Annotated in this window: 29 protein-coding genes, 1 tRNA gene and 1 other annotated feature; of the genes, 27 read left to right on the top strand and 3 right to left on the bottom strand. The window is 53.9% G+C overall.

Annotation, left to right across the window (positions count from 1 at the left end; translation table 11 throughout):
* The first annotated feature begins 99 nt into the window (after positions 1–99).
* Genes FMM01_RS05695 through FMM01_RS05670 form a run of 6 tightly spaced genes read left to right on the top strand, consistent with a single transcriptional unit; the run spans position 100 to position 5,136 of the window.
* Complete coding sequence (locus FMM01_RS05695) at positions 100–2,208, top strand: peptidoglycan D,D-transpeptidase FtsI family protein (RefSeq protein ID WP_027828458.1); 2,109 nt, start codon at positions 100–102, stop codon at positions 2,206–2,208.
* Between the two features lie 8 nt (positions 2,209–2,216).
* The gene (locus tag FMM01_RS05690) at positions 2,217–2,789 is read left to right on the top strand and encodes a 5-formyltetrahydrofolate cyclo-ligase (RefSeq protein WP_150391882.1); all 573 of its coding nucleotides are present in this window, start codon (positions 2,217–2,219) and stop codon (positions 2,787–2,789) included.
* Positions 2,779–3,483, top strand: coding sequence for a rhomboid family intramembrane serine protease (locus tag FMM01_RS05685; protein WP_027828456.1), 705 nt, complete (start codon positions 2,779–2,781; stop codon positions 3,481–3,483). The genes FMM01_RS05690 and FMM01_RS05685 overlap by 11 nt, the downstream gene beginning before the upstream one ends.
* The gene (locus tag FMM01_RS05680; protein WP_223850006.1) at positions 3,473–3,730 is read left to right on the top strand and encodes a YqgQ family protein; all 258 of its coding nucleotides are present in this window, start codon (positions 3,473–3,475) and stop codon (positions 3,728–3,730) included. Before FMM01_RS05685 ends, FMM01_RS05680 begins: the two co-directional genes overlap by 11 nt.
* Entirely contained in the window at positions 3,720–4,700 is a 981-nt protein-coding gene (locus FMM01_RS05675) for an ROK family glucokinase (RefSeq protein WP_146995130.1), read from the top strand. The genes FMM01_RS05680 and FMM01_RS05675 overlap by 11 nt, the downstream gene beginning before the upstream one ends.
* A 13-nt stretch (positions 4,701–4,713) precedes the next feature.
* Positions 4,714–5,136: a rhodanese-like domain-containing protein gene (locus FMM01_RS05670; RefSeq protein WP_035440291.1), complete on the top strand. Its 423-nt coding sequence runs from the start codon at positions 4,714–4,716 to the stop codon at positions 5,134–5,136.
* 127 nt (positions 5,137–5,263) lie between these two features.
* Here FMM01_RS05670 and FMM01_RS05665 read toward each other — a convergent pair whose 3' ends face one another.
* Positions 5,264–5,446 carry a DUF3042 family protein gene (locus FMM01_RS05665; protein ID WP_027828452.1) on the bottom strand — a complete coding sequence of 61 codons (183 nt, stop codon included), beginning with the start codon at positions 5,444–5,446 and terminating at the stop codon, positions 5,264–5,266.
* A gap of 153 nt (positions 5,447–5,599) precedes the next feature.
* On the opposite strand from FMM01_RS05665, the gene miaA reads away from it, so the two are divergent.
* The 8 genes from miaA (at position 5,600) to FMM01_RS05625 (ending at position 14,209) form a co-directional block, all read left to right on the top strand.
* Complete coding sequence (gene miaA / locus FMM01_RS05660; RefSeq protein WP_150391881.1) at positions 5,600–6,496, top strand: tRNA (adenosine(37)-N6)-dimethylallyltransferase MiaA; 897 nt, start codon at positions 5,600–5,602, stop codon at positions 6,494–6,496.
* A gap of 126 nt (positions 6,497–6,622) precedes the next feature.
* A complete protein-coding gene (locus tag FMM01_RS05655; protein ID WP_027828449.1) occupies positions 6,623–6,967 on the top strand; it encodes a MerR family transcriptional regulator in 345 nt (114 codons plus the stop codon).
* 23 nt (positions 6,968–6,990) lie between these two features.
* Positions 6,991–8,331: a type I glutamate--ammonia ligase gene (glnA, locus tag FMM01_RS05650; protein WP_027828448.1), complete on the top strand. Its 1,341-nt coding sequence runs from the start codon at positions 6,991–6,993 to the stop codon at positions 8,329–8,331.
* A gap of 237 nt (positions 8,332–8,568) precedes the next feature.
* The gene (locus FMM01_RS05645) at positions 8,569–9,615 is read left to right on the top strand and encodes a BMP family lipoprotein (protein ID WP_027829571.1); all 1,047 of its coding nucleotides are present in this window, start codon (positions 8,569–8,571) and stop codon (positions 9,613–9,615) included.
* A 90-nt stretch (positions 9,616–9,705) separates the two neighbouring features.
* Positions 9,706–11,256: an ABC transporter ATP-binding protein gene (locus tag FMM01_RS05640; RefSeq protein ID WP_150391880.1), complete on the top strand. Its 1,551-nt coding sequence runs from the start codon at positions 9,706–9,708 to the stop codon at positions 11,254–11,256.
* Positions 11,246–12,394 (top strand): ABC transporter permease, encoded by a 1,149-nt coding sequence (locus FMM01_RS05635; protein ID WP_051225473.1) that lies wholly within the window; start codon positions 11,246–11,248, stop codon positions 12,392–12,394. The genes FMM01_RS05640 and FMM01_RS05635 overlap by 11 nt, the downstream gene beginning before the upstream one ends.
* Positions 12,391–13,350, top strand: a complete 960-nt coding sequence (locus FMM01_RS05630; RefSeq protein ID WP_027829569.1) for an ABC transporter permease — start codon at positions 12,391–12,393, stop codon at positions 13,348–13,350. The genes FMM01_RS05635 and FMM01_RS05630 overlap by 4 nt, the downstream gene beginning before the upstream one ends.
* Before the next feature lie 94 nt (positions 13,351–13,444).
* Positions 13,445–14,209, top strand: coding sequence for a DUF975 family protein (locus FMM01_RS05625; RefSeq protein ID WP_190973461.1), 765 nt, complete (start codon positions 13,445–13,447; stop codon positions 14,207–14,209).
* A gap of 53 nt (positions 14,210–14,262) precedes the next feature.
* On the opposite strand, the gene FMM01_RS05620 is transcribed toward FMM01_RS05625, so the two are convergent.
* Complete coding sequence (locus FMM01_RS05620; protein WP_150391878.1) at positions 14,263–16,683, bottom strand: Xaa-Pro dipeptidyl-peptidase; 2,421 nt, start codon at positions 16,681–16,683, stop codon at positions 14,263–14,265.
* 93 nt (positions 16,684–16,776) lie between these two features.
* Between FMM01_RS05620 and FMM01_RS05615 the strand changes: the two genes are divergently transcribed.
* Positions 16,777–16,850: transfer RNA gene (locus FMM01_RS05615), tRNA-Arg, on the top strand.
* Between the two features lie 50 nt (positions 16,851–16,900).
* Here the strand turns inward: FMM01_RS05615 and FMM01_RS05610 are convergent.
* Positions 16,901–17,572 (bottom strand): DUF5067 domain-containing protein, encoded by a 672-nt coding sequence (locus FMM01_RS05610; protein ID WP_190973460.1) that lies wholly within the window; start codon positions 17,570–17,572, stop codon positions 16,901–16,903.
* Positions 17,573–17,790: 218 nt separating this feature from the next.
* Here FMM01_RS05610 and FMM01_RS05605 point away from each other — a divergent pair, with 218 nt between their 5' ends.
* The 12 genes from FMM01_RS05605 to FMM01_RS05550 all read left to right on the top strand — a co-directional run bounded on the left by FMM01_RS05605 (position 17,791) and on the right by FMM01_RS05550 (position 24,790).
* Positions 17,791–18,060 carry a hypothetical protein gene (locus FMM01_RS05605; RefSeq protein ID WP_027828643.1) on the top strand — a complete coding sequence of 90 codons (270 nt, stop codon included), beginning with the start codon at positions 17,791–17,793 and terminating at the stop codon, positions 18,058–18,060.
* An 83-nt stretch (positions 18,061–18,143) separates the two neighbouring features.
* Entirely contained in the window at positions 18,144–18,413 is a 270-nt protein-coding gene (locus FMM01_RS05600) for a hypothetical protein (protein ID WP_150391876.1), read from the top strand.
* Positions 18,414–18,463: 50 nt separating this feature from the next.
* Positions 18,464–18,537: a sequence feature (ribosomal protein L21 leader region), on the top strand.
* A 15-nt stretch (positions 18,538–18,552) separates the two neighbouring features.
* Complete coding sequence (rplU, locus tag FMM01_RS05595; protein ID WP_027828645.1) at positions 18,553–18,861, top strand: 50S ribosomal protein L21; 309 nt, start codon at positions 18,553–18,555, stop codon at positions 18,859–18,861.
* A 31-nt stretch (positions 18,862–18,892) separates the two neighbouring features.
* Positions 18,893–19,255, top strand: coding sequence for a ribosomal-processing cysteine protease Prp (locus FMM01_RS05590; RefSeq protein ID WP_027828646.1), 363 nt, complete (start codon positions 18,893–18,895; stop codon positions 19,253–19,255).
* 25 nt (positions 19,256–19,280) lie between these two features.
* Positions 19,281–19,574, top strand: a complete 294-nt coding sequence (rpmA, locus tag FMM01_RS05585) for a 50S ribosomal protein L27 (protein ID WP_027828647.1) — start codon at positions 19,281–19,283, stop codon at positions 19,572–19,574.
* A gap of 257 nt (positions 19,575–19,831) precedes the next feature.
* Positions 19,832–20,395, top strand: a complete 564-nt coding sequence (gene efp / locus FMM01_RS05580) for an elongation factor P (RefSeq protein WP_027828648.1) — start codon at positions 19,832–19,834, stop codon at positions 20,393–20,395.
* Between the two features lie 36 nt (positions 20,396–20,431).
* Positions 20,432–20,902 carry an Asp23/Gls24 family envelope stress response protein gene (locus FMM01_RS05575; RefSeq protein ID WP_027828649.1) on the top strand — a complete coding sequence of 157 codons (471 nt, stop codon included), beginning with the start codon at positions 20,432–20,434 and terminating at the stop codon, positions 20,900–20,902.
* Entirely contained in the window at positions 20,895–21,326 is a 432-nt protein-coding gene (gene nusB, locus FMM01_RS05570) for a transcription antitermination factor NusB (RefSeq protein ID WP_027828650.1), read from the top strand. The genes FMM01_RS05575 and nusB overlap by 8 nt, the downstream gene beginning before the upstream one ends.
* A gap of 98 nt (positions 21,327–21,424) precedes the next feature.
* Complete coding sequence (locus FMM01_RS05565; RefSeq protein ID WP_150391875.1) at positions 21,425–22,279, top strand: bifunctional 5,10-methylenetetrahydrofolate dehydrogenase/5,10-methenyltetrahydrofolate cyclohydrolase; 855 nt, start codon at positions 21,425–21,427, stop codon at positions 22,277–22,279.
* Entirely contained in the window at positions 22,272–23,642 is a 1,371-nt protein-coding gene (xseA, locus tag FMM01_RS05560; protein WP_150391874.1) for an exodeoxyribonuclease VII large subunit, read from the top strand. Before FMM01_RS05565 ends, xseA begins: the two co-directional genes overlap by 8 nt.
* Entirely contained in the window at positions 23,623–23,901 is a 279-nt protein-coding gene (locus FMM01_RS05555; RefSeq protein WP_027828653.1) for an exodeoxyribonuclease VII small subunit, read from the top strand. Before xseA ends, FMM01_RS05555 begins: the two co-directional genes overlap by 20 nt.
* Positions 23,867–24,790: a polyprenyl synthetase family protein gene (locus tag FMM01_RS05550; RefSeq protein WP_150391873.1), complete on the top strand. Its 924-nt coding sequence runs from the start codon at positions 23,867–23,869 to the stop codon at positions 24,788–24,790. Before FMM01_RS05555 ends, FMM01_RS05550 begins: the two co-directional genes overlap by 35 nt.
* Position 24,791: the final 1 nt, after the last annotated feature.

Raw genomic sequence — 24,791 nt, 5'->3', positions numbered from 1 at the left:
CTATTCTACAATATCGTTAAGCGTGTGGTAAGGCGGTAGAGGGGCCGCCGCTTTTTTGCTACAATATGGTATCGAACACAAATAAGAAATCGGGGTCGAGTGAACGTGCATTCTCCAAATCAGCAAACACCGCAACGTAAAAAATCGAAAATTCCCTTTCGCCTGAATTTTCTCCTGCTTTTGGTCTTCCTGTTATTTGCGGCCTTAATGGCGCAACTGGCTTATTTGCAGGTGGTCAACGGGGATATGTTCCAGGCCGAAGTGGAGCGGACAGACAGCTCAGTCGTCACGAAGGACGTGGCCCGGGGCCAGATTTATGATTCCCAAGGGCGCCTCTTGGTGGGTAACGAGCCGGAAAGTGCGATCACGTATACCAAGAACGTGTCCGTGACCGCCGATAAGATCCGCAAAGTGGCTGACAGTCTCGCCAAATTAATCACCATGCCCAGCGGCACCAAGCTGACGCCGCGGGAAAAGGTGGATTATTATTTGGCGGATAAGAATAATCTCAAGGCCGCTGACAATGAGCTGACCAAAGATCAGAAGGAAACGCCAAGTGGGGATGCCCGGTCAGCCACTGTTCAGTATCAATATGAAGTGGCCAATACCATGAAGAAAAATATTACTTTAACGCCTCAAGAGACCAGCGCTGCTGAAATTTATGCGCGAATGGCCGGGGCATACCAGCTGTCTACCGTGATGATCAAGAACCGGGACGTGAGCGCCGCGGAAGTGGCTAAAGTATCTGAGCATTTGACCGAAATTCCCGGCGTCAGCGTTGGTACCGATTGGGAACGCTCCTATCCTAACGGTGATTCCATGCGCAGCGTGATCGGCTCTGTTTCCTCGGAACAGCAGGGTCTGCCTGAGGATGAAGTCAATACACTCCTGGCCCAGGGCTATTCTCGGAATGATCGGGTCGGTACGAGTTATTTGGAAAAGGCCTACGAACCAGTGCTGAAGGGCACCAAGTCCCGTACCCAGGTCGATGTCCACGCCAACAATCTGGTCACCGACGCGACTACTCTGTATGGGGGCAAACCTGGCGATAATTTAAATTTAACGATTAATAGTCAATACCAGAGTATTGTCGAAAAAGTTTTGAAACAGCAGTTCGACCGGGCCAAGAGTGCCGGCGACGCCACATATTCAGACGGGGCCTATGCGATTGCAATGAACCCGAAGACCGGCGCCATCTTGGCCATGGCCGGCGTGCAGAACGATCCGAAGACTAAAAAAGAATCGGATGATGCCCTGGGCACCATCAATCGCAACTTCGTCATGGGGTCGGCCGTCAAAGGGGCCACCGTGCTTGGCGCGCTGATGGATGGGGTAATCACTCCCAGCAGCAATACCCAAGTGGATGATCCCATCTACTTGCCGGCGACACCGGTGAAGAAATCCGTTTATCCGGCTGGTACGTATTCATCGCTGAATGCGGTCCAGGCGTTGGAAGTTTCCTCCAACATTTACATGATGAATTTGGCTCTGAAGATGGGTAAAGCGGCATACGTGCCCCATACCTTGATCAATTTCAAGGACAATATCTTCACCATTATGCGCCGGTATTTCGCAATGTTTGGGCTCGGCACCAAGACTGGGATCGACTTGCCAGGTGAAATCGGAGCTTATCTGGGCCCAACCACCAATGAAGAGGGCATTCTGAATTCTGGGAAAGCGTTGGACCTTTCTTACGGGAACTATGATCAATACACATTAGTTCAGATGGTTCAATACATCAGCACGATTGCCAACGGCGGTTACCGGATGAAACCCTATCTGGTTCAGTCCATCCAAGAAAATGGCACCCAGGGTCAAAAGGGCGCCATCGTGGACACTACCCAGCCAACCATTTTGAACCGGGTACCGTTCACCCAGGATGAGCTGGATGTCGTCAAGCAGGGGATGTACAACGTCGTCCACGGTTCCATGGCCTGGGGTACAGCCCATCCATTGAAGGATATCAAACCAGCGATGTCGGCGAAGACCGGTACTGCCCAGTCCTTCTACATTGATCCGGACAACCCGACGACGAATCCGCCAGAAACCACCAACTCCAGCTTCGTCGGTTTCGCGCCCTCCAGCGACCCGCAGATTGCGATCGCCATCGTCTTCCCGAATTTGGACGTCGATTCCGAGGGTAACTATAACCAGGAAGTGGCCCGAACGATGATTGAACAATACTATAAGCTGAACAACATTAAGTGAGGCCCGCCATGACATTAACGAAAAAAGCGTTCCGCCAGCTGCAAATTCCCCGAATGGTCGAATTTGCCAAGACGCCGGCGTTTAAAAGGGAGAGCCAGCAGTTGCAAGGTGATTTACTGGCTTGGCTGGCTACCCATCCCCAAGGCAGCGTCGGCTTGACCATGGCCGGCGGTATTGAGGTACCGACGGCGCCGATCATTGATCAATTGCTGGCCGCTGGGCGCCCAGTGTTATTGCCTAAGACATTTCCAGATCGGTCCATGCATTTTGTGCCGTATCATGGCGGCGCTGACGAATTGGCCCGGACGGATTACGGTATCCTAGAACCGGTGGCTGATGCCGATGTGGTGCCGGCCATTGTGGTCGTGCCAGGAGTCGCTTTTGTTCGGGGCAGCCATGCCCGGGTCGGTTTCGGTGCCGGCTATTACGACCGGTATCTCGCCCGCCACGCCGCGGCTATCCAGCATACGATCACGCTGGCGACCACGGTGATGCTGTTCAATGCGCCCACTTGGCGCGTCGCCGAACATGATGTGCCGGTGGGCACGCTCCTAGAAGGGAAGAGAATTAATGAACAATAGCCGGATTCGCTGGTACATGACCCGCCTCAAACTGATGCCGTTCGTCACTTACGGTTTACTGATTGCCACCGTGTTGATGTATTTAGCCGAAATACTGCTGGGCGGTTCCGATAATTCCGCTGTTTTGCTCCAAGTCGGCGCCAACGTCGGCCAGCTGGTGGCCCAGGGCGAATGGTGGCGGCTGATCACCGCGATGTTTATCCACATCGGCCTGCTGCATATCGCCACCAACGGTGTCATGATCTATGCCGTGGGCACCCAGATCGAGGGTTTATTCGGCCATTGGCGGATGCTGGTCATTTACTTTGTCAGCGGCATCGTGGGTAATTTGACCTCGTTTGCCTTTGGCAGTATGAACAGCATCTCCGCAGGGGCATCCACTGCCCTGTTCGGCTTGTTTGGCGCTTTCCTGTTCCTGGGCGTCGGCTACCGGCAGGAACCGTATTTTCAAATGGCAGCCCGGCAATTTTTGACGTTGATCCTGATCAATTTAGTATTGGATCTGTTTATGCCGTCGATCGATATCTTTGGCCATATCGGCGGCGCCCTAGGCGGCTTTCTCATTGCCATGGTCTTGGCTTTGCCGGCCCGCTTCGGGAAACTGCCGGTATGGCAGCGGATCGCGGGCACGGTGGTCCTGCTGGCCGCAGCAGGTGTCTTAGGTTATTTGGGGATGGTCCGCTATGCCGGGTGATCATCCCATGCGCACGCTTTATGACGTGCAGCAGCTATTGGAACGCTTTGGCATCTTAGTCCATTTGGGGAAACGGCTGTGGGATATCGAGTTGATGACAATTGAGCTTGAACACGTATACACAGCCGGGCTCTTAGATGCTAAGATATATGTGAAAGCCCGGGCGGTGTTGCACCGTGAACGGGAGTATGAGTTGCGCATGCAACAAAAAAATCATGAAAGCAGTGGAAAACAGCATGACAGATAAAAAACTGATCGGGGTCGACCTCGGCGGTACCACGACCAAATTCGGCATTCTTACGCCGCAGGGGGAAGTGCAGCAACGGTGGAGTATTGAAACCGACATCTTGGAGGATGGCAGTCATATTATCCCCAACATTATCGATTCTATTCAGCACCACTTGAAACTGTACGATATGCCTGCTGACCAGTTTGCAGGAATCGGCATGGGGTCGCCCGGCTCAGTTGATTTAGCAGCGGGGACAGTCAGCGGCGCATTCAATTTGAATTGGGAAGGCACCGTTTACCCTAAACGGGACATTGAGGCGGCGACGAATATTCCCTTCTATATTGATAACGATGCCAACGTGGCAGCCATGGGCGAACGCTGGCAGGGTGCCGGCGACAATGATCCCAACGTGACTTTCGTTACTCTGGGTACCGGGGTTGGCGGCGGCATCATCGCTGACGGCAGACTGCTCCATGGCGTAGCGGGATCCGCTGGCGAGTTGGGCCACATTACCGTTCAGCCTGGCGGTTATCTGTGCACCTGCGGCAAGCGCGGCTGCTTAGAGCAATATGCCTCGGCCACCGGCGTGGTCCATATTGCTCGGGATATGGCCGAAGAATATGCCGGTGATGCGAAACTGAAATTCATGCTGGATGATGGTGAAGATATTACCTCAAAGATCGTCTTCGACTTGGCCAAAGAGGGTGACCCCTTGGCACTGAAGGTCGTGGATAAGGTCAGCTTCTATTTGGGCTTGGCTCTGGCTAACGTCGGCAATATGCTGAATCCGAAGTATATCGTCATTGGCGGCGGTGTCAGCGCGGCCGGCGACTTCCTGCTGGAACGGGTGCAACGAAATTTCGAAGAAAATACCTTCCCGAATGTTCGCCAGACCACGTCTTTGCGGTTGGCCACGTTAGGCAACGAAGCCGGTATCGTCGGCGCGGCTTCCCTGGTCTTGGCCGACCACGCACAAACAGAAGAATAGAGGAATGCAGGTAATGGTGTTAGCAAGTTCATTTAATCAAGGTATTTGGATCCTGAACGGGTTCCTTCTGCTGATTGTATTGTATATGATCGGTTCGCCGACATATTACTGGTGGCGCGGCCGGCAGTTGAAGGGTGCGTTGACCGAAGAAGAGTTTGAAAAGGGTCGTACCCGGGCTCAGATTATCGATCTGCGGGAGCGTAAGACGTTCGATACGAAGCATATTTTGGGTGCCCGCAGTATGCCGATGGCGTCGTTAAAGCAGGACATGGGATCACTGCGTAAAGATTTACCGGTTTATGTTTATGAGAGCGGCACGAATCTGGCCATTCGGGCGGCTCTGCAGCTGAAAAAAGCCGGTTTTACCGAAGTTCGCTGGCTCAAGGGCGGCTTCCGGGAATGGCATGGTAAGACGAAGGGTAAAGCTGTTGCCTAGAAAAAAGGCAATGATATTGTTCGCAGCTTGGGCACGGCGCAGCAACGACTGATCCTGCTTACCAAGCCTACAAAAATAGCGTTGACGAATTCGTTCCAACTCGTCAACGCTATTTGTTTACCGTGAATTATCCCTGATGAGCCTGATGGGCCTTACGGTTGGCCCGTTTACGATTATCTTCGATCCGGCTGACTTCGGCGTCGCTGGGTTCGACGACTTGTTTCTTAAAGGCATAAACACTGCCAGCAACGGCGCCTGCAGTAGCGAGAACGCCAAACAGGAAACCGCGCCCAAATTTAGACTTTGCCATAAACAATCCCTCCAAATCTTGTTGGTCTACTTCATTATTGCGTATTTGGCCCGGAAGTGCAAAGGATTTAGCGTTTTCTTCCCACCTTTTCTGGGTTCCATACGGTACAGTATAATTATAATCAGACTATTCAAGAAAGCGTGACAAAATCACATGGATAAAGTCATCATGATCGTCGGCCCCACCGCAGTGGGAAAATCAGCACTGGGCATTGACTTGGCCAAACAATTCAATGGCGAAATTATTTCCGGAGATTCGATGCAGATTTTTCGTCATCTCGATATCGGCACCGCAAAAGTTCTGCCTGAGGAAATGCAGGGAGTTCCCCACCACTTGCTGAACATCCGCAATCCGGATGAAAAATTCTCCGCCCATGATTTTCAACAGGCTGCCGGCAATTTGGTGCGGGAAATTACTGCCCGCGGTCATGTACCGATCATTGTCGGCGGTACCGGCTTCTATTTACGGATGTTTTTGCTAGGGTGGCAATTAGGCACGGAGCGGCAGTCAAATCACATTACTGATGGACTCAGTGATGAAGCAGCCTGGCAGAAACTCAATATCGCTGACCCCGCCGCCGCGGCTAAAATTCCGGTCGCGAATCGCCGCCGGGTTGAACGCGCCCTCGCGGTCATTGCTGAAACGGGTCAGCTATTTTCGGACCAAGGGGATGATTTGACGCCGGCCTATGATGCCTGTGTAATCGGCTTGAATACCGAACGACAGCAGCTTTATGCCCGGATCAATGCCCGGGTGGACCAGATGATTGCCCAGGGTTTAGAAAAAGAAGCCCGCTGGCTGTACGCCCAAGGCGGTGCGGATTGGCCAGCCGGGAAGGGCATCGGTTACCGGGAATGGTGGCCGTACTTCGCCGGTCAGGCCAGCTTACCGGCCACGGTCGACCGCATCAAGGCTGATTCCCGGCATTACGCTAAGCGGCAGCTGACGTATTTCCGTCACCAGCTCCCGGTACATTGGTTCAACTTGCTGGAAAACCCCGCGGAAGAAAATAAAATCAAGCTGCTGATCGCGAGTTTTTTAACGCGGTGACATATTGGTCTGGACCATGTAAAGAAAATTCAAAAAAGTTGTCAATTATGTTAGGAAACCTGACATATGCCGTTGACAGCTTTTTTTATTGCCGCGTATACTGTAACCATTCAAGGAGGTGCGGGTATGCGTGAGACAGAAGTCCGGCGGTCGACCCCGGTGTTATCAATTGGTACGGCGTGTACGATCACTGGTCTGACGGCTCGCCAAATTCGCTATTATGAGTCCCAGGGCTTATTGAAGCCCCATCGGACGGCTGGCGGTCAGCGGCAATTCTCCATGAATGATGTGGATGTGCTGTTGGCGATCAAGGACGATTTGGCCGCAGGGTATACCCTCGGTCAAGTGAAGGAGCGCCGGGCGAGCGAACGGAATAATAATCTTTCCGATGAAAAAGCCCGGGTGCTGCTGCGCGACGAGATGTTGCGGACAGCCGGTTTCTTGAATGATACAGAATTTCCTCGTAATTAACTTTTAAGAATGGAGTGGGTTTGATGGCGCGTGCACAAATTACGGCAGACAAGATTCGGGAAGCCGTACAGGAACAAAATGTTCAATTTCTGCGATTAATGTTTACGGATATCAACGGCATTATCAAGAACGTGGAGGTACCTGTCGATCAGTTGGAGAAGGTATTGGCCAACAAAATTATGTTTGATGGATCGTCCATTGACGGCTTTGTCCGGATTGAGGAAAGCGACATGCTGCTGTACCCCGATTTGAATACGTGGCTGGTCTTTCCGTGGGGATCCGAACACGGCAAAGTTGCCCGCTTGATTTGTGACGTACACAATCCGGATGGCACACCGTTTGCGGGGGACCCTCGCAACAATTTGAAGCGGGTATTGGCCGAAGCTCGGGAGGCCGGCTACACCACCTTCAATATCGGACCAGAACCGGAATTCTTCCTCTTCAAATTGGATGAGGAGGATCGGCCGACTTTGGAACTGAACGACAAGGGCGGCTATTTCGACTTTGCCCCCGTCGATCTGGGTGAAAACACCCGGCGGGACATTGTTTTGGAGTTGGAAAAGATGGGCTTTGAAGTCGAAGCCAGCCACCATGAAGTCGCTCCTGGGCAGCACGAAATTGACTTCAAGTACGCTGATGCCGTAACTGCCGCCGATAACATCCAGACGTTCAAATTGGTCGTCAAGACGATTGCGCGCCAACATGGTTTGCACGCCACGTTCATGCCCAAGCCTTTGGCCGGCATCAACGGCAGCGGCATGCATATCAACATGTCCTTGTTCAAGGGCGACAATAATGCTTTCTTTGATCCGGATACGGACGACCAATTATCGGCCGAATCCCGCCACTTCCTGGCTGGTTTGCTGACGCACGCGCGGGCACTGACCGCCGTTAATAATCCGACTGTCAATTCCTATAAGCGATTGGTGCCGGGCTATGAAGCGCCTGTTTATGTCGCTTGGTCCGGCCGCAACCGCAGTCCGCTGATTCGGGTACCCCAATCCCGCGGTTTATCGACGCGGTTAGAAATGCGCAGTGTTGATCCGACCGCTAATCCTTATCTGGCTATTGGCGCGATCTTGGCGGCCGGCATGGACGGCTTGAACAACAAGCTGACCCCGGCAGCACCAGTGCACCGCAACATTTACCGGATGACTCCTGAGGAACGCAAAGCCAATCACATCACCGACCTGCCCTCCACGCTGCACAATGCGTTGAAGGCGTTGGCGGCGGATGAAGTAGTCATTGACGCCTTGGGACCGCACCTGTACCAGAGTTTCGTTGATTCTAAGCGCATGGAGTGGGATGGCTACCGCCAGTCCGTCTCCAAGTGGGAACGGGACCAATATCTGGAGCTGTATTAAGCACCGCCTGCTCGATTGTGAGCACAGCCTAATTCAATAATCTGTTAAATAACACCGTCTTTGTGATATTCCATCTCAGCACGAAGCGGTGTTATTTGTTTCTCTAGGAATGACTGACACCGGTTACAATGCGAACATTACACTAAATTGTAATCTGCATCGTTGTTGTTTGTGTAATTCCGGCATGGTATTATTAACTCATCAAGGGCGAAAGAAGCCCACCGAGGAGGAACTGTTTTGAAAATCAGTCACAAGATTGGCTTGGTTGCGTCAATTGCGGTTATGGGGTTAGCCCTGGTCGCTTGCGGCGGCAAGAGCAACAGCGGCAGTGCCACGAAGACCGTCAAGTATTCTGCAGCATTGGTTACCGATGGCGGCGGGGTGGACGACAAGTCATTCAACCAAAGCGGTTGGGAAGGTCTGGAAGCATGGGGCAAGAAGAACGGCTTGAAGAAGGGTGTCGGCGGTTATAACTACGCCCAATCCAACTCCGATGCGGACTTCACCCCGAACATCAACAAGTTGATTCAGGCAAAGTATGCGACGATTTTTGGGATCGGCTATAAGTTGGAGAGTGCGATCAAGAACGCTGCAAAGGCGAACCCGAAGACTAACTTCGTCATCATTGACGATGTGATCGATGCCAAGAACGTGGCCAGTGTCACGTTTAAGGATAACGAAGGGGCATTTCTGGCCGGTGTCGCCGCAGCCGAGACGACCAAGACTAAGAAGGTCGGCTTCATCGGCGGCATGCACGGGGCAGTCATTGACCGCTTTGAAGCCGGCTTCCGCCAAGGGGTCGCCGCTGTCGACAAAAACATCAGTGTCGATGTGAAGTATGCCAACGACTTCAGCAAGCCGGATGTTGGCCAAGCGTTAGCCAACGCCATGTTCAACAACGACGAAGACGTGATTTACCAAGCTGCCGGCGGTACCGGGATGGGTGTCTTCTCTGCTGCCAAGAACCAAATCAAGAAGAAGAAGGTTTGGGTCATCGGCGTCGATCGGGACCAGACTCCTGAAGGTAAGTACAGCGGCGGCAACCTGACGCTGACTTCCACCGTTAAGGGCGTGGATATTGCGGTTGAGAAGCTGGCCGACGATGCCAAAGACGGCAAGTTCCCTGGCGGCAAGACGACCGTTTATGGTTTGAAGGAAAAAGGGGTTAAACTGGCGCGCGGCAACATGAGCGCGGCTGCTTGGAAAGCCGTTCAGGATTACCAGCAGCAGATCATCGACGGCAAGATCAAAGTCGCTGAGAAGCCCTCACAACTGAAGAAGTAATTGTCTGACATTTGAGACACGGTTAGGGCAGCAGCGTATGCTTCTGCCCTAATTTTTCTATATCGACAGGCAAATAGAAAGGAATCGCACATGTCATCTTCTGAAATTGCCATTGAAGTGCGGGACCTGACCAAACGTTTCGGGGATTTTGTGGCTAATGACCACATTTCGATCCAGATCCGCAACGGTGAGGTCCATGGCTTGCTGGGCGAGAATGGAGCCGGCAAGACAACCATGATGAACATGCTCTCCGGAATCTTGCAGCCGACCAGCGGTGAAATTCTAGTTCATGGGAAACCGGTCCATTTGGCCTCGGCGAAGGACGCCACGGAACTCGGGATTGGGATGGTCCACCAGCACTTCATGCTGGTAGAGAACTTCACCGTGTTGGAAAACATCATGCTGGGTGTGGAGGAAACGAAAGGTGTCGGGATCCTGAACCGGCACGATGCCAAGGCCAAGGTTGTGGCACTGTCCAAGCAGTATGGATTGGATGTGGATCCGGATGCTAAAGTTGCGGACATTTCGGTCGGAATGCAGCAACGGGCAGAAATTTTGAAAGTGTTGTACCGTAATGCCGATATCTTGATTTTTGATGAACCCACGGCCGTTTTAACCCCGCAAGAAATCAAGGAATTGCTGGATATTTTTCGTCGGCTGGCCTCAGAGGGCAAAGCCGTTATCCTGATTTCTCACAAATTGAATGAGCTGCAGGCCGTGGCGGATATCACCACGATTATTCGCCGGGGCAAAGTGATCGATACAGTGGATACGAAGACCACTTCTACAGAAAAACTGGCTGAGCTGATGGTTGGCCGGCACGTCACTTTCCAACGGGAACGCGTACCGATGCCAGTTGGTCCAGAAATTTTAAAGATTGAAGACTTGCAAGTCATCGATAAGCAGAAGGTCACTCGGGTCCACGATTTTGATCTGACCATCCACGGCGGCGAAATCGTCGGGTTGGCGGGAATTGACGGGAACGGCCAAAGTGAACTCGTCCGGGCAATCACGGGCTTAATGCCTACGGCGGGCGGCCATGTCATTATTGGCGGCCAAGACCGCACCGGGGCCACGCCGCGGCAAGTGACCCAATCCGGGGTTGGCCATATTCCAGAAGACCGGCAGCGCTATGGCTTGATCCTGCCCATGAGCCTCGTGGACAATATGTCGCTGCAAGTCTACACGCTGGCCCCGTATTCTCACCATGGGGTATTGAATCCCAAGGCGATGATCACGAATACTGAACAGCTCCTAGAACAATACGACGTCCGGCACAGCACGATTGAAGAACCGGCAGGGTCGCTTTCCGGCGGGAATCAGCAGAAGTTGATCATCGCCCGGGAATTGAGTCGGGAACCGCAACTATTGATTGCAGTCAATCCCACCAGGGGCCTGGACGTCGGCGCGATCGAGTTCATTCATTCGCAGTTGCTGGCTGCCCGAGCGGCGGGCCACGCGATTCTGTTGATTTCTTACGAACTGGATGAAATTCGCCAACTGGCCGATCGCGTTGCGGTTATTCACAGCGGCACGATCGTTGGTCAAGCGAAGACCAGTGCTTTGAGTGAAAATGAAATTGGTTTGTTGATGGCCGGCGAAACGGTGCCGGGGAAGGAGGAAATGCTCAATGCGCATTAAAAATCTTCGGTTGGGCAACCTCTGGATCTCGGTAACTTCCGTTATCCTGGGGATGGTGGTCGGTGCGATCATCATGATCCTGTCCGGCTTTAATCCGATTGAAAACTATATCAGTTTATTCACTGGTGCGCTGGGAAGCCCCAATGCAATCGGTGAGGTGTTGCGGGAAGCCACACCGCTGATTCTGACCGGGCTGGGCTTTGCCGTCGCGAACTCGGCCGGTTTCTTCAACATTGGTTTGGCCGGTCAGGCCCTGGCCGGCTGGCTGGCGTCGGTGTCTTTTGCGTTGGCCTTTCCCCATGCACCCGGCTTCTTGCTGCTGCCCGGGGCAATTCTGGCCGGTGCAGTCGCCGGTGCCCTATGGTCCGGGATCGCCGGCTTCCTGCGGGCGTATTTCGGCGCCAGCGAAGTAATCACCACCATCATGCTGAACTACATTGCCCTGTATGCGACGAATGCCGTTGTCAAGGGCATGCTGGCTAAGGGGGACGGCGACTATTCGCCGACGATCCCTGTGCAGGCGCGGTTACGGACACCATTTTTGGAAAAAATCACGCAAAATTCCACCTTCCACTGGGGTATCTTGATTGCCCTGGTCGCGGTCATCGTGGTTTGGTGGCTGATGAAGAAAACGACCCTGGGTTTTGAGATTCGGGCCGTGGGGATGAACGAAGACGCGTCCCGCTATGCCGGGATGTCCACGAAGAAGACGATTATTTCTGCTATGCTGATTTCTGGGGCGCTCGCCGGTCTCGGCGGGGCCATGGAAGGACTGGGTAATTTTCAAAATATCATTGTCAACACGGCCTTGCCCAGTATTGGCTTCGACGGAATGTCCGTATCGCTGTTAGCGACCGGGTCGCCGGTGGGGATCATCCTCGCCGCGCTGCTCTTCGGAATCTTGAAGATTGGCGGATTGAACATTTCCATTGCCTCCACGACGCCGCCAGAAATCGTCGATATCGTAATTGCCGCTGTCATTTTCTTCGTCGGTGCTAACTATGTCATTCGCTATCTGAGCGTTAAATTGCGCAAGCATCCCAAAAAGCAACCGCCGGTGGCCAGCAGCAGTGAACCGCAGGCCGCGGTGGCTGAACGGGCCGCGCAGGCTGAAGAGGAAGGGGAGGACGCCAAATGAATATCATGACGTTATTGCTGACGGTGGTTTCCACCACCCTGGTTTATTCCGCCCCGATGATTTTTACTTCAATCGGCGGCACGTTTTCTGAGCGCAGCGGGATCGTCAACGTCGGGCTGGAGGGTATCATGGTGATGGGCGCATTCTCGAGTGTCGTCTTCAACCTGTTCACTGCCCATATCTTCCACGGCGCCACCCCCTGGCTGGGATTGTTAGTCGGCGGATTAGTCGGTGTGCTGTTTTCCCTGATGCATGCCGTCGCGACGATCAACTGGCGCACTGACCATATCATTTCTGGGACGGTATTGAATTTGATGGCGCCGGCGCTGGGGGTTTATCTGACTAAGCTGATTTTTGCCGGCAAAGGGCAAACCGATATTATTCAGCAGCCGCTGGCTAATGTGACCATGCCAGGATTGTCCAATATTCCAGTGATTGGACCGATTTTCTTCCGTAATACGTCATTGGTGGCGTATTTTGGGATTTTCGTTGCTATCTTCTCCTGGTGGGTCCTGAAATACACGCGGTTCGGGTTGCGTTTGCGGTCTGTCGGCGAACACCCTGAAGCGGCAGATTCCGTCGGTATTTCCGTTTACAAATACCGATACATGGGGGTCATGCTGTCTGGTCTATTGGGCGGTATCGGCGGCGCCATTATGGCGGAGAGTATTACCTTGAACTTTTCTGTTTCCACGATTGTGGGCCAGGGCTTCATGTCGCTGGCAGCGATGATTTTTGGGAAATGGAATCCAATTGGGGCAATGGGCGCGGCCATTTTCTTTGGCTTTGCTCAGTCACTGGCCATTATTGGTAAATATATTCCAGTCATCGCGAATGTGCCCAATGTCTGGTTCACACTGGCTCCGTATTTGATCACCATTATCGTGCTGGTCGCCTTCATTGGGAAGTCCCAGGCACCGGCGGCAGATGGGTCTACATTCGTCAAATCAAGGTAAGGTAAGCAAGTGCTTAAAGCGCCGGTCATCGGCGCTTTTTTGGTGTGTTGGCGCGGTGTGTAGCGTATACTAAAACTATATGGGAGGGATTGGTATGCAAATTGATCGCGCTTCACTGAAGTACACAGTGAAAGAACGGATGCGTGGACACTATGGCACATTGTTTGGAATCACACTCTTACCGCTGATTATTTTGGCGGTGATTTTGATGATCGTTCAATTCGTGGTGGCGTACGAAATAACTGGGTCACGTATTCTATCTTTTAACTTCGTCAGTGTCTCGGGTCCGTCAGGGCAGACAAACTTGTTCCTGTCGGGCCGCTGGTGGTCTGTGGTGTTATCAGATTTAGTGGCCACGAGTGCGTCGCTGGGACTGCTCAGCTGGTGGCGCTATCCGGATTCAAAACAATCCATTGCCAGCCGCGCCGTGGCCGGCTTTTCACCCCGGTATTTTCCCGGTTTGATTCTGATTTTCCTGATCACCGAGGTCTTGCTCAACATCCCAATGAACTTAGGCGACACTGGTCTCTGGTGGTCGTTGGCCAAACTGGTTTGGTTCGTGGTTTACATTGTGATTCAGTTGGGTATCGCTCCGGTCTTCTTTGTCTACATGGATTTGTGCGATGCCGGTCAAGGCGGCATAGCCAGTATTGGCCGGGCGTTTCAGCTGAGTTGGCAGCTGATGGCCGGCTTCAAGGGCGCTTATTTCGTCCTGTGGCTTTCCCTCCTTGGGTGGCTCTTACTGTGTGCCTTGGTGTTTCCGCTCCTATGGGTCGTGCCTTATATGCAGACCATTTTTGTTGCTTACTATGAGGCGCTGCGGCAAGTGAAACCAGACCTGATTCCGACTGTCGCGTAGTAAAAAGGAGCCATCCGCTCACAATTTGGATGGCTCCTTTAATTTGACTTGAATTACCGGCGGTACGGCACTTCCACTCGGCTGGCATTGAGATCCAGTTCATAGGTGGCGGCGGTGCTGGGCCGTACGGTCATGCCCATGTCGGTGGCATAGACCATGATGCCCAGCTGGTGGCCGGCGAGGATATGGTGTTCAGTCGGTTGCAGCGCAAAGTGCAGGGTGACGAACTGGCCCGGGGTGAGGGCGTCGTTTTGCCACGGGGTGTGGCGGTTTTGCAGGTTCATGTGGCCCTTCGCAATTTGGTGGAATTCACTGGGGGTCTTCTCCAACTGGAATTCCTTCACATCGTCCACCGCCCAGCCGTAACCGAGTTGCTGGCCCTTGGCTTGGAGAACAGACGGATCAGCCTTCAGCCGTTTCTCCTGGCCGTAATCGATGGCCATGCAGCTGATTTGGCCGGCAGCTTGGTTCACGGCTACTTGCAGGGTGACCGTGATCGTTCCGTCAATGTAGGCGTCTTTGGTGAATTCCGGGGTGAGGAACAGCTTGCGGGTGTGTTCGTAGACACTGGTCTGGCGGCTCATCAGCAATGATTCCCAATGGTGAGCATTCTGGTCACTGGCCAGGAACAGTGGGGTGCCGTCATCCTGGAAGGAGACGATTTCCTCATTCTTCGGCGGCTGCTCTTGCAGGCCATCACTAGACATAAAGTATTGCGTGCGCGGCGTCGTGGGCTCACTCCAATCAGTGTAATGGTGCCACGTTTCCGGGACGGCGTTGTCTTGGACAGTGACGTTAGGCAAGACGGCCGGAGCATCGTTGGCAACATCCAGCAGCTCGTAGCAGAACCATAGATTCATCATATCGGTGAAATCGATGGACTGGATGTTATTCATGTAGATATGCTTACCCTGGTGCAGGAAGATTTTCTTGTTGATCGGCAAGTCCCGCAACTTATTCCACAGCTGTTCGACGTTGCGCGGTTTGACGTTCCAGTCATTCAATCCGTGGACGCTGACAAAGTCGATCTTGATCTGGTCCGCGTGCTTTCGGTAATTACGGGCATCCCAGAACGTATTGTAATTGCCAGTTTCCCGGTCCTGACCGGCCTTCAAATCGGCCATCATTTTGTCATACACCGGCTTGATGCGCTGGAAATCGGCGGCGTCTTTGCGCCGGGAGAAGGTATCCAGGGCCAGCACGTCGGTGTCTTCGCCTTGGCAGTCCACCGGAGCAATGACCAAGCCGTTTTCTCGATAGTAATCATACCAGCTGGAAATGGCGGCTTCAGACACAACCGTCTTCAAGCCGGCCACACCGGTGGTCGCCGCGGCCACGGCCAAAGTGCCGAGGTAAGACTTCCCGGTCATGGCCACGTTGCCGGTACACCACCACGCCTTGATGGTCACGCCGTCGGTGCGGTTGGTAAAGGCAATGCGATCGCCGTGCAGCCATTGAATGATCGCAATAGTCGATTCGGTTTCTTCCGGACCGCCAGTGGTGCGGATGCCATCAGAACCGCGGGTGCCGATTCCGCCGGCATACACCGTGGCAAAGCCCCGGGCGAGAAAATAATCGTTCAATGAGTAGATACCGGGATCCACCGGCTTTTCGGTGGTGCTTTTGGTTTCACCCGTGACGGTGTGGCCATCTGGGATCAGCGGCTGCGCATGATGGTAAGCAATGTCGCCATATTGGGTCTCATTGGGTACCTTCGGCGTTAAGTCCTTATTCACATCGTAGCTCACCGGGGCCATGTCGTTGGTGCCGCGGAAATAAGGATTGGCCGTGTATAGGACGGGGACTGCCAAGCCTTGATCAGTTTCAGCCGGGCGGAAAATCGTGGTTTGCAGCAAATCACGCTGGCCGTCTTGATCGGTGTCCAAGTCACTTTCGACATAAACGACTTCGCGAATGATCTTGGTGGTGTCAAAAACAGCCTGACTCTTCCCGTTGAAGAACACGAAATGCGGCTGTTCGCTGGCGGTAAAGAACCCGTTGAAATAGCCGCGGCTCGTCAGTAAGTCTAAGAAGTTTTGACCATTTTTGCCCCGGGTTGCCAGCAATAAGTAAAAGGCCGCCACCAGGTCCTGACCCTGCAGAGGGTCAGCAGTCACCGTAGGCAGTTGCCACCTGGCCATGGCCTGCAAAGCGTCCAGATCCGGAAAATCGTCAGCGACAATGAAGTCCAGCAGCTGCAACGCGGCGGTGTAGAATTCTGCCCGGGTGATACTGTCGGGCTTTTTGGCCAACAATTGGGCCAGACTGGTGTCCTGGTTGACCAAGATGCGCTCTTCCCGATCAGTGATTTCACTGGCCGTGGCGACTTCTGGGAAGCAGCGGGCAAATAAGATACTTAACAGGTCAGCCGGGGGTGTGTTCTCCCAGTCTCCGGGGAGAAAATGAATCTGTTTCAGTTCGGCCACCTGAGTGGCAAAATCCGGGTCAAGCCGGCCAAATTGGTTAAACTTCATACAATTGCGCTCCTTTGTTGTCGGTGCACGGTTACCGCCTGCGGATCCGCGTTGACAAGTATTCTCTGTTTTCGCTACAATAGGCGAGTTGTTGCGATAGTGGCTCAGTTGGATAGAGCAACGGTCTTCTAAACCGTAGGTCGTGGGTTCGAACCCCACCTATCGCATTGGTGCAGCCTGGCCGCCTCGGTCAGGCTTTTTCTGTGCTCGCCAGTCGTCACCCAGTGATTTCATACGTCTTCGTCCCCAACGGTCGACCGGTATCCCGGTCGATGAATTGCAAGCGGATCGGATCTTTATCCACGAAAGTATACACCATCGCACCGCTCATCTTCTTAGTGGGCGCGAGCGGCGTCTGGCTAGCCTTGACTTGCTTGCCCAGGTCGCCCTGCGCGTCCTTGTCCGTCAACGTTGCTTCGGTCAGTGGGGTAATGTCGCTCTTTTTGGCGTTTGCCTGACCCTGGCGAAGAATCGCATATTGGCGCCAGATGGCCGCCGGGGTGATCAAAGTCGAGCCGTCATTAGCCAACTCATATTGAATGAATAATGCCGGATGGTTGGTCTTGTCTGTGACAATCTTCGCCCCAGTCAGCCGCAGAGTCAGCGTGGGGGTTGTGTAGATATCATTGGTGAAACGGCTGGTAAGCGGCGGGGTGGCTGATGCCACGGAGTCAGCAGACGTGACGGACCGTTTTTTCGCGGCCCGGCGGCTGGAGTGGCGCGCAGCAATGTTGTGGTCCGGCGCCTTCTTGGCGCTGGGCGCCGGTTCAGCAGGCTGACTGAACAGCCAAACGACACCGCCGCCAAGCACCAGCAAAAGCAGGGCAGTAATCACTAACGCCCACCAATAGCGCAGCCGCCGCGTCGGCCGTTGTCTCTTCTCACGCATCACGTGCATCCCCCCCTCGCATCTCCATAATTGTATGATACGGACCGCCACAAACCAAGGGGCAAGCCCTGTTTTTCTTGAAATCTGCTATACTGAAGGTCCTTGGCAGGGGCTGGTTGGTCAATTCACCAACCATTTCAGGGCGTCGGTACGCGATATTGCGGCCGGCGCCTTTTCCAATTTCAAAAAATACGGTAAAATGATAAATGGTGATAAAAATGCAGAAGAAAACAATCAAAAAATTATTGAAGAAGCAAGACACAAAGAACGAGTACTTTTATATTCAGTTCTCTGATGGGCGTACCTTGGAAGTGCCGGTGCGCGTGACCAGCGGCGATATGACCGCCCACGATGATCTGGTGCGCCGGATCGCCCACAAGGAAGGCACCATGACGGCCGACAACGGCCAAGTTTTCGATTTTAAAAAGATCATTCATTATGACATCGAAAACACTCGCCGGACCGGCTTCGGCCCGCAACCGCAATAAGCAGTCCAAATGGCGGCCCACCGCCATTTTTTTGGAATCAGCAAGCAACCGCTATCACTTTTATTTGAAAGGAGCCGCGCATCATGGGATTATTTTTCAATCGGCATAAAAAAGAAGAGACACCTGCTGGCGAGAAGAAGCCTAAGGGATTAAGGGAAGACCACGGGTTGTATTACGCTCAGGGCGGTACCAAGCCCATCTGTACTTACTGTTACCGGACGAAGCATGAGACCTATGAGCTGGATGGGCCGGACTTCATTGGTTTGTACACCTGCCCAAATTGCGGCCGGCAATTCCAGCGCCGCCCGGACGAACCCTTTGCTAAAGAGGCTAAGGCAGAAGAAAAAGATTGACACGTCCTCTGGGGTTTGCTATGCTACTCCTGTTGTATTTGTGGACACTTCCACAGCTGCAACCGCTCAGGAAGAGGTCTGAAGTGCCTCACGGCCACCCCGACTGGCGAGTCTAAGAATATAGGAGGTGTAACAAAACATGTACGCAATTATTGAAACTGGCGGCAAGCAGTACAAGGTCGAAAAAGACGGTGCTGTCTATGTCGAAAAGCTGGACGTCGAAGCTGGCGCCGAAGTCACGTTTGACCACGTGATCATGGTTGGTGGCGACACCACCAAGATTGGTGCGCCGTACGTTGATGGTGCTTCTGTCACTGGTAAAGTGGAGAAGCAGGGTAAGGAAAAGAAGGTTGTTACCTACAAGTACAAGCCCAAGAAGCACAGCCATCAAAAGAAGGGCCATCGTCAACCGTATACGAAGGTCGTTATCGACGCAATCAATGCCTAATTTGAATTGAATTCATTAGCGAGGTGCAGTGATGATTAAAGCTGATTTCTATCGCGATACTGACGGCAACATTACCCGCTTCACCATTACCGGCCATGCCGGTTCTGGACCTTATGGCTATGATATCGTGTGCGCAGCGGTTTCCGCTGTGGCCATCGGTACCGTGAACGGCATCGAGGGACTCGCCGGCATCATGCCGGCAGTTGAAACTGATGATGATCAAGGCGGGTTGCTGACCGCCGCTTTACCCTCGGTAATGATTCAAGAAAAACTGACAATTGCTCAGATCTTACTTGAAAATCTTCTGTTGGAACTGCAAAGTATTCGTGCAGAATACGGCCAATTCTTGCAGGTAAAAACGAATCAAGACGCGCAATCCTCGACGGTTGCGTAACATCTACTTTTCGGAGGTGAATCCCATGCTGAAAATGAATCTGCAACTCTTCGCCCACCATAAGGGGGGCGGCTCCACGGCCAACGGTCGTGATTCTGCTGGTCGTCGTCTTGGCGCGAAGCGGGCAGACGGTCAATTCGTGACTGCCGGCTCCATTCTTTATCGCCAACGCGGTACCCACATTCATCCCGGCACCAACGTCAAAATCGGCGGCGATGACACACTCTTCGCTGTTGCTGACGGCGTGGTTAAGTTTGAACGGTTGGGCAAAGACCGTAAGAAGGTTTCTGTTTATCCGGTTGCTGCTGCAGCTGAATAACCGTACGAACACGCTTTAGCCGCTTCGGGGACCAACCGGAGCGGTTTTTTTATTGAGAGAGCGGAGGCCTACGCTTCTGTCGGCCGGAGCTCGTTTAAGGGGTAGCATAGCGCTTCGCCAGCCCTCTCAGCCGGAGCTTGCGCAGCTTTGGCACGGCCGAAGGACACAAACGTTTCAAGTCCGAGCGGTGGCGCCTTGACCCCACTTTTGATAAGATAGTAGTGACATTTAACGCGTACCATTATTGGAGGAATAAAATGATTTCCGTTAACGAATTTAAGAACGGCCTGACGATCCTTGTCGATGGCGAATTATGGCGAGTCGTGGAGTTCCAGCATGTGAAGCCCGGCAAAGGCAGTGCCTTTGTCCGCTCCAAGCTGAAGAACTTGCGTACTGGCGCCGTCCAAGAAAAAACTTTCCGAGCCACTGAAAAAGTTGAACCGGCCCAAATCAGTACCAAGGCGATGCAGTATCTGTATCAAGACGGTGATAATTACGTCTTTATGGATACCAGCACCTATGAACAGCTTGAACTGCCTGGCAGCGAGATCAAGGATGAATTGAACTACCTGAAGGAAAACATGACGGTCAACATCATCATGTACGGCAGCGAAACGCTGGGTGTTGATTTGCCTAACACGGTTGATCTGAAGGTTACTGCCACCGAACCCAGTGTCCGGGGCAATACGGCCAATGGCGGATCCAAACCGGCGACAATGGAAACTGGGTTAGTCGTTCAAGTACCGTTCTTCATCAGCGAAGGTGACGTGTTGACGATCAACACCACTGATGGCACTTATATTTCTCGGGCCAACGGTTAATTAACTAATTGGCTTATGTGATTGGAGGTTTGCATGATGGCAGAAGATAAACGCATCGTTTTGGCGGCAGAACCGGATCATTCCGGTGATATCGAGATCACTCCGGAAGTGTTGGCCGTGGTCTTAGGCATCGCCGCGCAACAAGTGGATGGCGTATATGCCATGCGCGGTTCCCTGGCGAACAACATTTCGTCGCTGTTGGGCAAGGACAGCCATGGTCAAGGGGTGAAATTGACTACTCTGGATGATGGCCGGCTCAGTGCGGATATTTATGTCTACCTGCGCTACGGCGTCTCGGTACCAAAAGTCGCCTTGGCCTTGCAGAAGAGCCTGCGGGAACAATTGCTGTTCATGACGGATCTGCAATTGGCGGAAGTCAACGTCCATGTGGACGGTCTGGTTCCCGAGAAACAAGCCAAGCAGGATCCGGCCGATTTGTTCAGCGATGACAATGAAGACTCTGCTGATCCGGCTGCGGCCAAAGAGGCGGGGGTCAAGCATGATTGATCGGCACCAAACGCGCCGGCTGGCTTTCCAGACGTTATTTAATGTGATGTTTGGGGAAGACCAGACCGACCCGGCGACGGTCTATCCGACGGTGTTTGAGTTGAATCACATCACTGCAGACGACGTACCGCCGTATTTGAACACCCTGGTTCAGGGCGTGCTGGCTCAGCAGGACGAGTTGGATGCGACTATCCAGCCGCTGTTGCGGACTAACTGGAAGCTGTCCCGGCTGGAACGGGCGACGCTGGTTTTGTTGCGGCTGGGTACTTACGAGCTGCAATTTGAGCCCGATTTGCCAACCAGTGTCATTTTGAATGAAATGATTGAATTGGCCAAAGAATTCGGCGGCAATGATGCCCCCCAATTCGTCAATGGTCTCCTGGCCACAGTCGCCAAGCATCGCGATTCTGCTGCCCAGGCATAGGTTAAGCGGCACTGTACGCAGCGCATCCGCACCCAAGGCTCAGCCTTGACCGCGGGTTCGAGGCCGTATGGTGCTTTTTTAGAAAGTGGGGCGTGCGCATGAGCACAGTTGTAGACGGCCGAGCATTGGCCGCAAAATTATTGAATGAATTACAGGATCAGATCGGCAATCTCACCGCTCAGGGCGTCGTGCCCACACTGCGGATCGTCCAAGTCGGTGATGATCCGGCCAGCACGATTTACATCCGGAACAAGAAGCGCAAAGGGGCCAGCTTGGGTATTGATGTGCAGGTCGTCAAACTGCCCGAAACCGTGACCCAAACGGCGCTGTTGCACCAGATTGAAACATTGAATGTCAATCCTGAAGTGGATGCGATTCTGGTGCAAATGCCCTTGCCGGTCCAGATCGACGCTGCGGCAGTGGTTGCGGCCATTGATCTGGCTAAGGATGCGGATGGTTTTACACCGGCCAACTTTGGCCGGTTATGGTCCGGCGATGAAGGCCCCGTTCCGGCCACTCCGGCGGGGGTCATGGCCATCTTACAGCAGTATCACGTGCCGCTGCGCGGGCAGCATGCCGTGGTCATCGGTCGTTCCCGGATTGTCGGCCGGCCCATGGCGGCGATGCTGCTGCAAGCAGATGCCACGGTTACTGTGGCGCATTCCCATACCCGCAATCTAGCAGAGCTGACCCGGACTGCTGATATTATTGTGGTCGCGGTGGGCATTCCCCATTTTCTCACAGCGGACATGGTCAAGCCTGGCGCGGCAATCATTGACGTCGGTATCAACCGTACGGCTGAGGGCAAGGTGACGGGGGACGTGGATTTTGCCGCCGTCGAACCGCTAGCCGGGGTCATTACGCCGGTTCCCCGGGGAGTCGGGCCGATGACAGTGGCCGAATTAATGATCCAAACCGTTGCGTTGACGAAAGCCCGGGTGGCCCATGACTGAAACGGGGCGGCCCGAGTACTTAACGGTCAGCGCGCTGACGGAATATATTAAACGCAAATTTGATGCGGATCCGTATCTTGGCCGGATTTATGTGACCGGTGAAGTCTCCAACTATCGTCCGCGCGGCGGCAATCAATATTTCAGCTTGAAAGATGATAAAGCCAAGATCAACGCGATGATGTTTGCCCGAGATTTCGCCAAGGTCGCTTTCCCGGTGGCTGAAGGGATGCAGGTGGCCGCCATTGGCCGGGTGTCCCTCTATCCGCCCAGCGGCGAGTATCAATTGTATGTGGATGAATTGCAGCCCGCTGGTGTCGGTGATTTATATGTCCGCTTTGAAGCTTTGAAGAAAAAGCTGCAGACAGAAGGGCTATTTGCCCGGCCCAAACGCCCGCTGCCTAGTTTTCCTCGGCGGATCGGCGTGATTACGAGTCCGTCCGGCGCGGTGATTCGAGATATTCTGACCACTGCGGCGCGACGCGACCCGCTGGCCCAAATCGTGCTGTTTCCGGCGGTTGTCCAGGGGGATGCTGCTGCCAGCAGTTTGGTCCAGCAACTCCGCCAAGCTTATATTCATCCCAATTTGGATGTTTTGATTATTGGCCGGGGCGGCGGATCAATCGAAGATCTGTGGCCCTTTAATGAAGAGAGTGTCGCCCGCACGATGGCCGAAAGCCCGTTGCCGCTGATTTCTTCCGTCGGTCATGAAACGGACACCACGATTGCCGATATGGTAGCCGATGTTCGGGCAGCGACGCCCACCGCGGCGGCCGAATTGGCCACGCCCAACGTGACCGATTTGGTGTTGCGGATCCGTCAAGCGGCCAACACCTTGCAGGCCACCATGCAGCGTCGCCTGACCGACACCCGCGGCCGTGTCCAGCAATTGGTGACTGCACCGGTTTTGCGGCAGCCCGAGCGGCTGTATGCCTTACAAACGCAACATTTGGATAATCTGCAGCAGCGGCTGATCGGTACGACTCAGAATCGGCTGCGGCAGGCCGAAGGCACACTGGCGGCAGCTAATCAGCGGTTATGGCGGCAAACGCCTCAGAATCGCGTCGCCTTGGCGCATCAGCAAGCAGCCAGCGACACCCAGCGGCTGCTGGCTGCGCAAAAAGCCTTGCTCCAACAGCACCGGCAAACACTGCGCAACGGCGAGCATGCGCTAGATCTGCTCAGTCCGTTGCGGGTGCTGGACCGCGGCTACACGTATGTCACTGCCGCCGACGGCACCGTCATTCAGCAAGTGAGCGGCGTGCGGCCGCCCCAGGACGTCGTGCTGCACTTTGCGGACGGCACGGCGACCGCCCAAATCACAGCAACGAAGAAAGGACAGCCCAATGGCAACGAAAACAAGTAAAAAAGAGCCCAGCTTTGAAGAAAACATGGCCGCTTTGCAGGCCATCGTGAACCGCTTAGAGAGCGGCGATGTACCGCTGGAAGAAGCGCTGACTCAATTTGAACAGGGCATCAAGCTTAGCCGGTCGCTCGAAAAAACACTGACCCAAGCGGAACAAGCGATGGCGAAAATCGTGACTGCTAATGGTCAAGAAAAGCCGTTGACGCAGGAAGGGCAGGATGCTGATGGCAGCGACGCCAAAAACAGTGCTGAACAATAATTGGGCAGCCGCCACGCAAACCTTCACGGCTGTTTTGAATCCTTTTTTGACGGCCCAAGTTGATGCGGACGTCGCCCAGCAGCCCCTCCATGATGCCATGGCCTACACTTTGGCCAGCGGCGGTAAGCGCCTGCGGCCGGTATTGGCCTTCGTCATCAGTCAATTGGGGAGCGCTGCTTTGTCGGCCCAGGACTTTTTGTTCCCGGCCGGAGCGATCGAACTGATTCAAACGTATTCGCTGATTCACGATGATCTCCCGGCAATGGATAACGACGATCTGCGCCGGGGCAAACCAAGCAATCATATTCAATTCGGCGAAGCCCAGGCGATTTTAGCCGGGGATGGTCTGCTGACGCTGGCCTTTTCCTGGTTAGCGCGGGCGCCGTTCAACACCGCGGTTCGGATTGCTATGGTTCAAGCGCTGGCCGATGCCGCCGGCCCAGCCGGCATGGTCGCTGGTCAGTCCCAAGACATGGCCGATACGGGGGAGGACATCACCGATACGGCCCTGCACCAGCTGGTGGCGAACAAAACCGCCCAGCTCATCACCGGGGCCGCCGAAATTGGCGCGCTTGCCGGGCAGCTGACGGTGTCCCAGCGCGCCGCAGTCCGTGACTTTGCCTGGGCGCTGGGGCAAGCCTTCCAGATTCGCGATGATATTTTGGACGTGATCGAAACCACGGCCGAGCTAGGCAAGACGGCGGGGAAAGATGCAGCGGAGCATAAAAATACCTATGTTAGTTTTTATGGCCTGGCCGGTGCGCGCCAGCAGCTGCAGGCGGCCTTAACGGCAGCCCGGGCCGCCTGGACCCCAGCCGTCTTAGCATCATTGGGTTTTGCTGCAATGCCAGCTGTATTGGCAGATTTGATCCAGCAATTAGAGGAGTGAG

Origin of the sequence: Schleiferilactobacillus harbinensis (genome assembly GCF_008694105.1) — a bacterium.
In the GTDB taxonomy this organism is placed as follows: Bacteria; Bacillota; Bacilli; order Lactobacillales; family Lactobacillaceae; genus Schleiferilactobacillus; species Schleiferilactobacillus harbinensis.
The sequence above is the reverse complement of the archived record's forward strand: the minus strand, read 5'-3'. Positions and strand labels throughout refer to the sequence as shown.